The following is a 12,879-nucleotide window of genomic DNA, read 5'->3' as shown; positions in this document are numbered from 1 at the left end:
CTCCTTCAGGCAGTCGCCAGCGCCGAGGTCGGCAACCCGAACACCCGATCGAAGGCCCAGTTGTAGGCGAAGGTGTAGCACGGAATGAGGACAATGAAGGCCAGGTCCACCAGGAAGGCTTCGAGCAGGGTCATGTCCAGCCACCAGGCGATCAGCGGGATCAGGTACACGATCAGGGTCAACTGGAAACCGACCGCATGGGCAATGCGCCGCGCCACGCTGCGGCCGCGTTTGGCCTGACGGCTTTCCCACCGCTCGAACAGGGTATTGAAAATCAGGTTCCAGATCATCGCGATGGTGGTGATCATCACCGCCAATGGCCCGGTGTGACTGGCCTGGGTGTCGGAGAGGTAGGCCAGCCCCAGGGTCGACATGCACAAGCCGATCAGTTCATAGAAGGTCACGTAGACCAGTTTTCGTTTGAATCCTTGCACGCTTTTCTACCCCTGGTGTATCACAAAGTCGGGCAAGGATGAATCAATTGTCTTGACAGAAAAAGTCGGCAGCTTTCAGATTTACTGAAAGGAGGCTGCCCATGAACTTTTCCAGCGACAACATCCAGCTGTTTCTCACCGTGCTCGACCGCGGCTCCTTTTCGGCCGCCGCCCGGGTCTTGCAGCGGGTTCCCTCGGCGGTGAGCATGGCCATCGGCAATCTCGAGGCGGAGCTGGGCTACCCGTTGTTCGAGCGGGGAGCCCGCGAAGCGCGTCCCACCGCCCAGGCCCGTGCCCTGGAGCCTCACGCACGATTGATTGCCGAGCAACTGGGGCTGCTGCAAGCCCATGCACTGGAGTTGTCCCAGGGCTTGGAGAGCCGCCTGGCCATCGCGGTGGTCCCGAACATCGACCAGCGCCGGTTGCTCAGCGCCATCGCCACCTTGAGCGAGCGCTACCCATTGCTGGACATCGAGCTGCTTGCCGCGCCCCAGGAAGAAGCGCTGCACCTGCTCGACAGCGGCCGGGTCAGTCTGTGCATGGCCTTTGCCGGTTTGCAGGTCGACCCTCGCCGCAGTTTCCAGCACATCGCGGTGGAATCGCTGGTCGCCACCCTGGCGCCGCATCATCCGGCGCTGCGCAGCGGGCGCATCCACAATCTGGAAGACCTGTTCGACGTGCGCCAAATCCTCGTGTGCAGCCGTGACCTGCCGTTGTCCGACCCACGCTCACTGATCAGCGCGACCCACTGGCGCTGCAACAGCCTTGACCTGGCCATGCAGATCGTCGAAGCCGGCCTTGGCTGGGGTGACTTCCCCTTGACGCGGGCCGCGCCGCTGTTCGCTGCCGGCAGGCTGGTGCGCCTGGATTTTCGCAACACCCAGAATGCCCTGGAACTGCCGGTACGGGTGTTCTGGCTCAAGCAACAACCGTTGGGCCAGGCCGCGCGCATCCTGGTGGAGCTGCTCGCATCACGGTGAGCGCTTCCTGCAAACCCAAGCCGCCAGCTCTACGACGGACGGTTCATCAATTTTCATGAGATCCAGCCGATACCGAGGTGACAGGTACCGCCCATCACGCCACAAGCGTGCGGCGTCCCCCCTTCATTGGTCCAAGGTCTCGAAACATGAACCTGAAATTCCGCCACAAGATCCTGCTCAGTGCCTGTGGCATCGTGGTATTGGCGTTTGCCTTGTTTACCCTCTACAACGATTACCTGCAGCGCAACATCATCCGCCAGAACATCGAATCGTCCGTGCGCCAGGCCGGCGCACAAACCGCCGGTAGCGTGCAGAACTGGATGACCGGGCGCATCCTGGTGCTGGAAAACCTGGCCCAGGACATCGCCCAACAGGGCGCTGGCGAAACCCTGCCCGGGCTAGTCGATCAACCGTCCTACACCAACACCTTCCAATTCACCTACTTCGGCCAGAACAACGGCGTGTTCACCCAACGCCCAGACGCCAAGATGCCCGACGGCTACGACCCACGCCAACGCCCTTGGTACAGCGCCGCGGTGACCGCCAACCAGACCCTGCTGACCCCACCCTACCAGGCGTCGGTGGGCGGTCTGGTGGTGACCATCGCCATGCCCGTCAAGGCCAAGAGCACCGGCGAACTGCTGGGTGTGGTCGGCGGCGACCTGAGCTTGGACACCTTGGTGGACATCATCAACGCCGTGGACTTCGGCGGCATCGGCCACGCCTTCCTCGCCGATCGCAGCGGCCAGGTCATCGTCAGCCCCGACAAGGACCAGCTGATGAAGAACCTCAAGGACATCTACCCCGATGCCGGCCTGAAGGTCGAACCGGGCATGCAGGACGTCACCCTCAATGGCCAGGATCGGATCATCTCCTTCGCCCCGGTCGAAGGCCTGCCGTCGGCGCAGTGGTACATCGGTCTGTCCATCGACAAGGACAAGGCCTACGCCCCGCTCGGCCAGTTCCGCACCTCGGCGATCATCGCCATGCTCATCGCCGTGGCTGCCATCGCCGGCCTGCTGGGCCTGCTCATTCCGGTGCTGATGCGTCCGCTGACCACCATGGGCCGCGCCATGCGGGACATCGCCGAAGGCGAAGGCGACCTGACCCGCCGCCTGGCAGTGCAGCACAAGGACGAGTTCGGTGAGCTGGCCACCTCGTTCAACCGTTTCGTCGAGCGCATCCACGCCTCGATCAGCGAGGTGTCCTCGGCCACCCGCCTGGTGCATGACCTGTCGGAGAAGGTGGTCAACGCCTCCAACGCCTCGATCATCGGCTCCGAGGAGCAGAGCATGCGCACCAACAGCGTCGCCGCGGCGATCAACCAGCTGGGCGCGGCCACCCAGGAAATCGCCCGCAATGCCGCCGACGCCTCGCAGCACGCCAGCGGCGCCAGCGACCAGGCCAACGATGGCCGTCAGGTGGTGGACGATGCGATCAACGCCATGACCGCGCTTTCGCAGAAGATCAGCGAGTCGTGCGAGCAGATCGAAACGCTCAACGCCAGCACCGACGAGATCGGCAAGATTCTCGACGTGATCAAGGGCATTTCCCAGCAGACCAACCTGCTGGCGCTCAACGCTGCCATCGAGGCCGCCCGCGCCGGCGAGGCCGGGCGTGGCTTTGCCGTGGTGGCCGACGAGGTGCGCAACCTGGCTCATCGCACCCAGGAGTCGGCCGAGGAGATCCACCGCATGATCACCAGCCTGCAGGTAGGTTCACGCGAGGCGGTGCACACCATGAACGAAAGCCAGGTGTCCAGCGAGCAGACCGTGCAGGTGGCCAACCAGGCCGGCGCCCGCCTGGCCAGCGTGACCCAACGCATCGGCGAAATTGACGGCATGAACCAGTCGGTGGCCACCGCCACCGAGGAGCAGAGCGCCGTGGTCGAGAGCCTGAACCTGGACATCACCCAGATCAACAGCCTCAACCAGCAAGGGGTGGAGAACCTCAACGAGACCCTGCGCCATTGCGATGCCCTGAGCCAGCAGGCGGGGCGGTTGAAGCAACTGGTGGGCAGCTTCCGGATCTGAGGCGCGCCCTTCGCGGGTGAACCCGCTCCCACCGGTACCGCGCCGAGCTCAGGCTCGGCGTTGTACCGGTGGGAAATTCTTGACGCCCGCCCATGCCCGCATCATTGCCTGCGAACGGGGCCAGTTCGACGACTTCATCCGCCATCCTGGCCAGCAGTTCGCCCTGGTGCTCAGTGGCCGGGTACGCATCCTGTTCGAGACGGGTGAAGCGGTGAGTATCGGCCCACAAGAGACGGCCTATTTCGACAGCCAGGTAGGGCATATCTACCTGTCTGAAAGCGAAGATGGCGGGGATGCACATGTGAGGGTGGTGATGACCGACCGATAAACGGCGGCGCCGGTTTATTCATCCGGACGAGGACAAAACAGCCCAGTTATAACCTAATAACGAACAAGTCTATTCGGTTATAAAAAAACCTTTATGCTGGCAACCATCCGATCACGGGCAAGCTTGGGCGTCGAGTAGCGTATGGATGTAGGTTCTTTCGGTTTCACCATCGCGGGGCTGGTTGTAGGTTTCATCGTCGGCATGACCGGCGTGGGCGGCGGCTCGCTGATGACCCCTATCCTGCTCTGGTTCGGCATCAGCCCTGCCACTGCCGTGGGCACTGACCTTTTGTACGCGGCCATCACCAAGGCCAGCGGTGTCTGGGTGCACGCGCGCAACAAGAACGTCGACTGGAAGATCACCGGCCTGCTGAGCCTGGGCAGTGTGCCTGCGGCAGCGCTGACCCTCTGGTTCCTCCACACCTTGCACGCCGACACCTCTGCGCTTAATTCGGTGATCAAGCAGGGCCTGGCCGTGGTGTTGATCCTCACCGCCCTGGCCATCCTGTTCAAATCGCGCCTGCAAGCCTTCGCCAGCCGCCACGCGGGCGATCACTACCACCTCAGCGACCGCAGCCTCAATACCCTCACCGTGCTCACGGGTGTGGTGCTGGGCGTGATGGTCACGCTGACCTCCATCGGCGCAGGCGCCCTGGGTACCGTGGCGCTGTTCCTGCTTTATCCGTTTCTTGTCACCCGCCGCCTGGTGGGCACCGAGATCGCCCACGCCGTACCGCTCACCCTGGTGGCAGGCCTTGGCCATGCGGGCATGGGCAATATGGACTGGTCGTTGCTGGGCTACCTGCTGCTCGGCTCGCTGCCGGGCATCTACCTGGGCAGCCACCTCACCGGGCGTATTTCTGACCGCCTGCTGCGCCCGTGCCTGGCGGGGATGCTGCTGCTGATCGGCTACAAGCTCGCGTTCTGAAATGTTTTTTGTAGGCGCTGGCCTAGCGTTCAATGGGCTGCAAAGCAGCCCCAAGCGCTCACACCAAACGCAGCCGCCACTTCCCCGCACGGCTCAAGTGCACGCGTGAAAGCGCTGGCACGTCGATAAGCGCAAAGGCGGCCAGCGGACAGCCAAGCACGTGCACCATCGCCGCCCGCATCACCAGCGGATGGGTCACTGCCAGCCATTCTCCCGGCGTATCGAACGTCTCCAGCCAGACCGCGACGCGCTGGCACAGCTGCGCGATGGACTCACCGCCATGCGGCGCACAGTGAGGGTCTTGCAGCCATTGAGCCAAGGCTTCTGGCTGCTCGGCCTGCAACGCTTTGAGCACCATGCCTTGCCAGGCCCCCATGTCGCAGTCCGCCAGGGCGGGCTCGACAACCGGGCTGGCCCCCAGACCTGCGCAGGTCTCTTGCGCCCGGTACTCCGGCGCACTCAGAACGCCGATGAAGGCTGGAAGCGGGGGCCATTCAGCCACCGGCAAAATGCGCTCGTCAGTACTGGGGAAGCGCCCGACCTTCTGGGCCGGGGTCAGGGCATGGCAGATGAGGGTCAGGCGCGTGGCTTTCACCAAAGGCTCTCGTCATGAGGTGGGCTAACTAGCCTATCAGACAACTACCTGCCCCAGCCCCCACAGCGGCAGCAGCCCTACCAGGCTGACCGCCAAGCGTGGCCAGTAAGGCAGCAGCATCACCAGCAGCACCGCCGCCAGCGAGATGACGCCAAACCAGGCCACAGGTCCCATGGCCCAGCCCCAGGCCTGGGCACATAGCAGCAGACTGGCCAACAGCCCTGCCCAACCACCCCACCGCAAGGCCAGACACAACATAGGCGGGCAGGCGCGCGCCCACACCTGCTTGTAATGGCGCTCCAAGCCCTGGCACAACCCGGCCATCCCGGCGTAGGCGCACAACAGCGCGCCGATGATCATGCTCGTCATCCCTCGGCCTCCACGGTCCGTGCTGCCTTCACCCTGGCCGGTGCCGGCGTGGCGCGCGCAATGCGCAAGGCCGCCAGGGCCAGCCCCAAGCCCAGCACCACGCCCGTCACCTCCACACCCAGCCGCAGGTTGTCCGCCTTGCCAACGAACGCACCCAGCACGCCCAGGCCCGCGCACAACACTGCTGCCATGCCCAACTGCTCGACCCAGGCGCGCCTGGCCGGGCGCAGGCCAGCATGCAGCAGGGCCAGCAACCAACTGGCAAAGAACACCCGCACCTCCCAGGCTTCGCGCTGAGCCAGCTCGACCGGCAACAGGTGGCTGGCCCACAGCAATGCAGCGCAGGCCAACAGCAGGCCGCTGATGAACCCGACGTTGCACACCTCGGCCAGCCGATACCAACGGTGCGCCGAGGATTCAGCCGTTGTCGTGGCGTACTTGCGCCCACGCTTGACGCAGAACAGCACCAGGCCGCTGGCGATCATCGCGCAACTGACCACGCCACAGATGAAATACAACCAGCGCATGGGGTAGCCACCGAACTGGGCAAAATGCAGGCCAATCATTACGCGCTGGGTCAGGGATGCCGGGCGCAGCTCAGGGACATCGCTGAGCAGTTGACCGCTCACCCCGTCGAAGACCATCGCCTGGCCTTTGGTCAAGGCGATGCGGTTGCCAAGCTCAGGGCGGATCTCGACCCGCGCGCCGGTCGTGTTCGGGTGGCGAATGTTCAGTCCGCCGATCGGCCCCAAATGCACCTGGGCCTGAGCCAGCAACGGGGCGATGTCGACCAGCGCTGCTGGCTGGCTGGCCACGCGTCGCGGCGCTTCCTGGCGGGTATTGCCCTGGGCCTGGAAGTACGCCCGGGTGTCGCCATCGAACAACGCATCGACCCCGGCCGGAATGTAGATGAGCATGAAGATCACCAGCCCGGTGTAGGTGATCATCAGGTGGAACGGGAGCAGCAGCACCGCACTGGCGTTGTGGAAATCCAGCCAGGAGCGCTGCCCCTTGTTCGGACGGAAGGTGAAGAACTCCTTGAAGAACTTCTTGTGAATGACGATGCCGGTGACCAGCGCCGCCAGCATCACCAGGGCCAGCGCACCGACCACGAAGATGCCCCAGTTGCGCGGCAAATCCAGCGTGAAGTGAAAACGGAAGAAGAAGTTGCCGCCCACGCTGTCGCGCACGCTGATGGGTTCGCCGGACTGCGGGTCCAGTTGCACGCCGACGCCATGACGCCGGTCGCCGATGGACACACGCAGGCCAGGCGAGCGCTCGGTCGGGAGGCTGATCCCCCAATTGTCGGCATTCGGCTCATGAGCCTGCAGATAGGCGATGGCGCGCTGGGCGGCCTCGGCCTGGGAAACGTGACTGGCTGCAATCTCCGGCTGCATCCAGTGATTGAGCTCCTTGTCGAACACGGCCAGGGTGCCAGTGACAAAAATGGCGAATAGCAACCAGCCGAAGATCAGCCCGGCCCAAGTGTGCAGCCAGGACATGGATTGGGTGAAGCTGTTCTTCATGCCAGCCACCCCATCGCCTGGGGCCAAAAGCCTACCAGCGCCAACGGCATGGCGAGGACCATAGGTGCCCAGGCACGCAGGGCGTCGCGGCTGGCGAAGGCCCAGAGGATCGCAGCGGTGTAAAAGATGAACGACGCGAGCGTGGCGACGATCACCGCATCGCCCGGCGTCAGCGGCAACAGCCGAGCCACGCAGGCAGTGGCAGCGTAGGTGAAGGCATAACCGCCCAACAGCGCAGCGGCGCTGCGCGAAAGGATGGCCAGCCAAGGGGGGAGCGGGTTCATCAGTGGTTCCTGGTAAACATGAGGGGCTGCTGCGCAGCCCATCGCGGCGCAAGGCCGCTCCTACAGGCGCTGCGCGATCGGGCCGCACAGCGGCCCCTTGCGCGTCAGAACGAGATATTCAGCGCTGCGAACACCGCACGCCCCGGCTGGTTGTAAGTGTTGGCCCCCGAGCTACTGGCATTGCCGCCGCGCAGGATCTGCTTGTCGAAGACGTTGTTCACGCCCACGCGCACGTCATAGTTGGCGTTGAACTTGTAGCCTGCGCTCACATCCACCAGGCCGTAGGCGTCCACGTCCTGCTGGGCAGTCTTGTCGTAGTCCTGTTGGGTGCGGTAGTTGTAGGTCGGCGACTTCTGCTTGCCGAAGTACGTGCCCGCCACCTGGAACGACAGTTTGTCGGTCGCGCGCCAGTCGAGGGTGCTGTTGACCGTGTACTCGGGAATCACCGACAGCGGCTCGCCGGTTTCGCGATTGTCGTTGTCGAGTATCCAGGTCAGGTTGGTGTTCCAGTCCAGGCTCGGCGTCAGCTCCATGAAGAAGTTGCCCTCGATCCCCTCCACCCGCGCCTTGCCGGCGTTCTCCCACTGGGTCACGCGGCGCCCGCCATTGATGGCGTAGACCACGTCGGTGCCACCGATGATCTTGTTCTGGTAATCGTTGCGAAAGTACGTCGCGCTGGTACGCCAGGTGCCACGGTCGTACAGCAGACCGATTTCCTTGTTGACGCTGATCTCAGGCTTGAGGTCGTCGTTGCCCTGCAGGTAGCAGCCACCGGAGTTGGCCTGCTGCGTGCTGCAGCCATTGCCGCGGCTGTAGAGCAGGTAGTTGGGGTTGGACTGGTACAGGTTCGGCGTCTTGTACGCACGGGCGATGCCACCTTTGACACTGAGCGCGTCGGTCAGCTTGTGCGACAGATTCAGGCTCGGGCTGAAGTTGTCACCGAAGGTCTCATGATGGTCGAAGCGCAAGCCCGGGGTGATGGTGGTGTCACCCACGATGATGTTGTCCTCGACGAACAACGCATAGCTGCGAGCAGTCATCTTGGTGTCATTGCGGTCGAAGCCGATGATCGTGTTGTCGCCTGAGCCGCTGGGGTCGAAGCTCTGCGCACGGAACGAGCCCTGGTCGTTGAGCGACTCATAGAGGTACTCGCCACCGAGCGTCAGCACATGCTCGGTGCTGCCCATGGCGAACGGCAGGTTCACTTCGCTACTCAAGCGCGTGTTGCGCAGGCGCGACATGGCCGAGCCGGCGTCATTGGGCGCGCCCTCGACGCTGCCGGCCAGGCCTTCGTTCAGGCGCCAGTTGCGCACGTACTCGTAGGCCAGCACGGTCTTGCTGGTGCCCCAGGTGAAATCGCCCAGGTGGGTCAGGTCATAGGTGCCGCGCTGCATGACGTTGGTCTCATGGCCGTACAAGTCGGACATAAGCTCAAGGTTGCCGCCACCGTTGCTGTTCATGGTATCGCCGGCAAAGATGTTGCCCTGGCGGCTGTAGCCAGCGCTGAGCTCAAGGCGGTGCTCGTCGTTGAGCTTCCAGCTCAGCAGGCCGTTGATGTCCTTGTTGCGCACGCCCTCCCGGCCAGCCACCAGGGCACTGTTAGCGTGGTCGGCGTTGATGTCCAGGTCGTCGGCATCGGTCTTGGCCAGGCCGCCATAGAGACGAAAGCCCAGGTTCTCGGTCAGGCCCCCACTGAGGTTGAAGTTGGCTCGGCGACTGGCACCTTCGGCACTGTCCTCGGGCAGTTGGGTGAACAGGCTGACGTTGCCCTTGAACTCATCGGTGGGGCGCTTGGTGATGATGTTCACCACGCCGCCCATGGCACCGGAGCCATAACGCGCCGCAGCCGGGCCGCGCAGAATCTCGATGCGTTCGACCGCCTCGGCCGGCACCCAGTTGGTCTCGCCACGGGTGTCACGGTCGCCGTTCCAGCCGTAACGCACCGAGTTGCGAGCGCTGGAAGGCTTGCCGTCAATGAGGATGAGGGTGTTTTCCGGGCCCATGCCGCGCAGGTCGATCTGGCGATTGTTGCCGCGCGCGCCGCTGGCACTGTTGCCGGTCAGGTTGACCCCAGGTTCGCGGCGGATGAGCTCGGAGAGGTCATTGGCCGGTGGATGGCGCTTGATGTCCTCTTCGGTGATGATCGACGAACCCAGTGCCTGGCGCGCCTCACGCTCGGCGGTGACCAAGGTGTCCTGGATCACCAGCGCGTTGCTGTCGACCGGCACCTCCAGTACCTCACCGGCCGGCTTCTCCTCGGCTTGGGCCGAGGTCGTCACCATGGCTGGCGAGGCCAGCGCGACGAAGGCCAGGGCCAGGCTGTGGGGTGAGGTTCTGGGTTGCATGGGCACATCTCCTGCGATTCATGGGCAAAGGCACGACCCGGCCAGCCAGCCGACGAGCCCTCGCCCACCGACCTACAGGCAAATTGCCGGGTCCACAGGGAGGCTGAATATAATGATTCTCAAATGGGTTTAAATCTTATTTACGAAATTTACAGATTGCCGAGGAACTTTCAAATGCCGCAGCCGATGGCTCTATCACAGGATCACCCGCTCTGCTGTAGGGTGTCACGATCGGCCTGTTCGCGCGGCAAGGTCGTTGCCTGAATATATGAAATTCCATATATTTGTTTTTCCGCATATCTATATCGATCGTTGTTGCATGCTCACGCCCACATCTTTTTCCCAGCGCCAGGCAGACGAAACCGCCAGCGCGCCACCCGCTGCTGAGGAGCGCGCACGATGCTAGCTGCCACCGTAGTCTTCTTGTTCACCCTGATCCTGGTCATCTGGCAACCCAAAGGCCTGGGCGTTGGCTGGAGCGCCAGTCTCGGCGCCGTGCTCGCCTTGCTGGTGGGCGCGGTGTCACTGCAGGACATTCCCACGGTCTGGGCGATCATCTGGAACGCCACCGCCACCTTCATTGCCATCATCATCGTCAGCCTGTTGCTGGACGAAGCGGGCTTCTTCGAATGGGCTGCCCTGCACGTGGCCCGCTGGGCACGCGGCGACGGGCGACGCCTGTTCGTTTTCATCGTGCTACTGGGAGCGGCGGTTTCGGCGCTGTTCGCCAACGATGGTGCCGCTTTGATTCTCACCCCGATCGTCATGTCCATGCTGATGGCCTTGCGTTTCTCTCCCGCCGCCACGCTGGCTTTCGTGATGGCAGCAGGCTTCATTGCCGATACGGCGAGCCTACCGCTGGTGGTGTCGAACCTGGTGAACATCGTCTCGGCCGACTACTTCGGCCTGGGCTTCTCGGCCTACGCGTCGGTAATGCTGCCGGTCAATATCGCAGCGGTGCTCGCCACCTTGCTGGTGTTGTTCCTGTACTTTCGGCGGGATATCCCGGCGCACTACGCGCTCGACGATCTCAAGCCGCCCGCAATGGCCATCCGTGACCGCGCCACCTTTCGCGTCGGCGTGCTGGTGCTGATCGGTCTGCTGGCCGGCCTGTTCGTCCTTGAGCCGTTGGGCATTCCCGTCAGCGCCGTGGCGGCGGCCTGCGCCGCGGTGCTGTTCGCCGTGGCCGCCCGCGGTCATGTGATTGCCACCCGCCGCGTGCTGCGCGAAGCGCCCTGGCAGATCGTGGTGTTTTCGCTGGGGATGTACCTGGTGGTCTATGGCCTGCGCAACGCCGGGCTGACCGACTCGCTTACCAGCCTGCTCGACCGCCTGGCCGCCCAAGGCCTGTGGACCGCCACCCTGGGCACGGGATTGGTCTCGGCGCTGCTCTCCTCGGTGATGAACAACCTGCCCAGCGTGCTGATCAGCGCCCTGTCGATCCATGCCAGCGAAGCGCAAGGCGTGGTACGCGAGGCGATGATCTACGCCAACGTCATCGGCTGCGACCTGGGCCCGAAGATCACCCCCATCGGCAGCCTGGCGACCCTGCTATGGCTGCATGTGCTAGCGCGCAAGGGCATGCGCATCACCTGGGGCTACTACTTCAAGGTCGGCATCCTGCTGACCCTGCCTGTGCTGCTTGTCACCCTCTCGGCATTGGCATGGCGACTGAGCTTCTGAGCCCGAAAGTCCTGCGACGACACTACCGTAAGCTGACGCAGGCTCACGTTGAGCCGCACTTGCGGCTCATCTTCTTTCACTAGCTCAACCGCCAATCTCATGTCCTACAGTGAATACGGTCGCTTCCATTCTGGTGCGGCACGGATTCCGAGGTTCGCGATGAATGGCTCTGACAACTTCGAGTCATCCCCTCCCCACAGGACACTACCGAGCATCCCCCGCAGCGTCTGGGCGTTGGGCTTCGTCTCGATGTTCATGGACATCTCGTCGGAGATGATCCATGCCTTGCTGCCGCTGTACATGGTGTCAGTGCTAGGCACGTCGGTGGTGGCGGTGGGGTTCATCGAGGGCGTGGCCGAGGCGACGGCGTCGATCACCAAGGTGTTTTCCGGAGCCCTCAGCGATTGGCTAGGCAAACGCAAGCTGCTCACGGTGCTGGGTTATGGGCTGGCCGCCTTGACCAAACCGGTGTTCCCCTTGGCCTCTGGCCTGGAGTGGCTGACCGCGGCGCGTTTCGTCGACCGCATCGGCAAGGGCATTCGCGGTGCACCGCGCGATGCGTTGATCGCCGATGTCACGCCGCCGGAGCTGCGTGGCGCGGCCTTTGGCCTGCGCCAGACGCTGGACACCGTGGGCGCTTTTCTCGGGCCGTTGCTGGCGATCGTGCTGATGTGGCTGACCGCGAGCCACTTCCAGACGGTGTTCTGGGTGGCGGTGATCCCGGCGTTTCTCGCAGTCTTCATGCTTATTGTCTTTGTCCGCGAACCCGAGGCGCCTGGCCGTGGGCGAGCGGCGCGCTCGCCATTGGCATTGGCCGAGCTGGCGCGGCTGGGCCCGGCCTACTGGCGGCTGATCAGCCTGGTCATGGTATTCACCCTGGCGCGCTTCAGCGAGGCGTTCTTGCTGCTGCGCGCCCAGGACATGGGCCTGGCGCCACTCTGGGCACCGGCGGTGCTGGTGCTGATGGCCTTGGCTTACTCGCTGTCGGCCTACCCCGCTGGCGCGCTGTCGGACCGCGTCGGTCGCCGGGGCGTGCTGATGATGGGACTGGGCTTGCTGATTGCCGCCGACCTGGCGCTGGCCTTGTTGCCGGGCTGGGCCGGGCTGGCAGTGGGGGTGGTGGTGTGGGGGCTGCACCTGGGCTTCACCCAGGGCATCTTCAGTGCCCTGATCGCCGACAGCGCGCCAGCGAACCTGCGCGGCACGGCGTTTGGCCTGTTCAACCTACTGTCGGGCGTGGCCCTGCTGATTGCCAGCGTGATGGCCGGGCTGCTGTGGGATGGGGCCGGCTACCAGGCCACGTTCTTGGTAGGCGCCGCGTTCGCCAGCGTCACCCTCGCAGGGGTGGCGCTGCTGCGCGGCGCGGGTTGAGCCT

Annotated in this window: 11 protein-coding genes and 1 pseudogene; 6 read left to right on the top strand and 6 right to left on the bottom strand. The window is 64.0% G+C overall.

Annotation, left to right across the window (positions count from 1 at the left end):
* Nucleotides 1–5: 5 nt before the first annotated feature.
* Nucleotides 6–434 carry a PACE efflux transporter gene (locus IEC33019_RS04080; protein WP_070094001.1) on the bottom strand — a complete coding sequence of 143 codons (429 nt, stop codon included), beginning with the start codon at nt 432–434 and terminating at the stop codon, nt 6–8.
* A 101-nt stretch (nt 435–535) separates the two neighbouring features.
* On the opposite strand from IEC33019_RS04080, the gene IEC33019_RS04075 reads away from it, so the two are divergent.
* The 4 genes and pseudogenes from IEC33019_RS04075 (at nt 536) to IEC33019_RS04060 (ending at nt 4,702) form a co-directional block, all read left to right on the top strand.
* Nucleotides 536–1,414: a LysR family transcriptional regulator gene (locus tag IEC33019_RS04075; protein WP_070094002.1), complete on the top strand. Its 879-nt coding sequence runs from the start codon at nt 536–538 to the stop codon at nt 1,412–1,414.
* Nucleotides 1,415–1,560: 146 nt separating this feature from the next.
* A complete protein-coding gene (gene mcpA / locus IEC33019_RS04070; RefSeq protein ID WP_099593092.1) occupies nt 1,561–3,447 on the top strand; it encodes a methyl-accepting chemotaxis protein McpA in 1,887 nt (628 codons plus the stop codon).
* A gap of 79 nt (nt 3,448–3,526) precedes the next feature.
* Nucleotides 3,527–3,775 (top strand): annotated as a pseudogene (locus tag IEC33019_RS04065) (cupin domain-containing protein); the annotation flags it as partial.
* A 141-nt stretch (nt 3,776–3,916) separates the two neighbouring features.
* Nucleotides 3,917–4,702, top strand: a complete 786-nt coding sequence (locus IEC33019_RS04060) for a sulfite exporter TauE/SafE family protein (RefSeq protein ID WP_070094507.1) — start codon at nt 3,917–3,919, stop codon at nt 4,700–4,702.
* 58 nt (nt 4,703–4,760) lie between these two features.
* Here the strand turns inward: IEC33019_RS04060 and IEC33019_RS04055 are convergent, their stop codons facing one another.
* From IEC33019_RS04055 to IEC33019_RS04035, 5 genes are all read right to left on the bottom strand, one after another.
* The gene (locus IEC33019_RS04055; protein ID WP_070094508.1) at nt 4,761–5,297 is read right to left on the bottom strand and encodes a histidine phosphatase family protein; all 537 of its coding nucleotides are present in this window, start codon (nt 5,295–5,297) and stop codon (nt 4,761–4,763) included.
* Between the two features lie 36 nt (nt 5,298–5,333).
* Nucleotides 5,334–5,666: a DUF3325 domain-containing protein gene (locus IEC33019_RS04050; protein ID WP_070094509.1), complete on the bottom strand. Its 333-nt coding sequence runs from the start codon at nt 5,664–5,666 to the stop codon at nt 5,334–5,336.
* A complete protein-coding gene (locus IEC33019_RS04045; RefSeq protein ID WP_070094510.1) occupies nt 5,663–7,192 on the bottom strand; it encodes a PepSY-associated TM helix domain-containing protein in 1,530 nt (509 codons plus the stop codon). Before IEC33019_RS04045 ends, IEC33019_RS04050 begins: the two co-directional genes overlap by 4 nt.
* Nucleotides 7,189–7,476: an iron transporter gene (locus tag IEC33019_RS04040; RefSeq protein WP_070094511.1), complete on the bottom strand. Its 288-nt coding sequence runs from the start codon at nt 7,474–7,476 to the stop codon at nt 7,189–7,191. The genes IEC33019_RS04045 and IEC33019_RS04040 overlap by 4 nt, the downstream gene beginning before the upstream one ends.
* Before the next feature lie 104 nt (nt 7,477–7,580).
* Nucleotides 7,581–9,821 carry a TonB-dependent siderophore receptor gene (locus IEC33019_RS04035; protein WP_070094512.1) on the bottom strand — a complete coding sequence of 747 codons (2,241 nt, stop codon included), beginning with the start codon at nt 9,819–9,821 and terminating at the stop codon, nt 7,581–7,583.
* Between the two features lie 399 nt (nt 9,822–10,220).
* On the opposite strand from IEC33019_RS04035, the gene IEC33019_RS04030 reads away from it, so the two are divergent.
* Both IEC33019_RS04030 and IEC33019_RS04025 read left to right on the top strand, forming a co-directional pair.
* On the top strand, nt 10,221–11,504 hold the full coding sequence (locus tag IEC33019_RS04030) for an arsenic transporter (RefSeq protein ID WP_099593089.1): 1,284 nt from the start codon (nt 10,221–10,223) through the stop codon (nt 11,502–11,504).
* Between the two features lie 159 nt (nt 11,505–11,663).
* Nucleotides 11,664–12,875, top strand: coding sequence for an MFS transporter (locus IEC33019_RS04025; protein WP_070094514.1), 1,212 nt, complete (start codon nt 11,664–11,666; stop codon nt 12,873–12,875).
* Nucleotides 12,876–12,879 lie beyond the last annotated feature (4 nt).

It is taken from the genome of Pseudomonas putida (assembly GCF_002741075.1).
In the GTDB taxonomy this organism is placed as follows: domain Bacteria; phylum Pseudomonadota; class Gammaproteobacteria; order Pseudomonadales; family Pseudomonadaceae; genus Aquipseudomonas; species Aquipseudomonas putida_T.
This window is presented reverse-complemented; position numbering and strand designations above follow the sequence as displayed.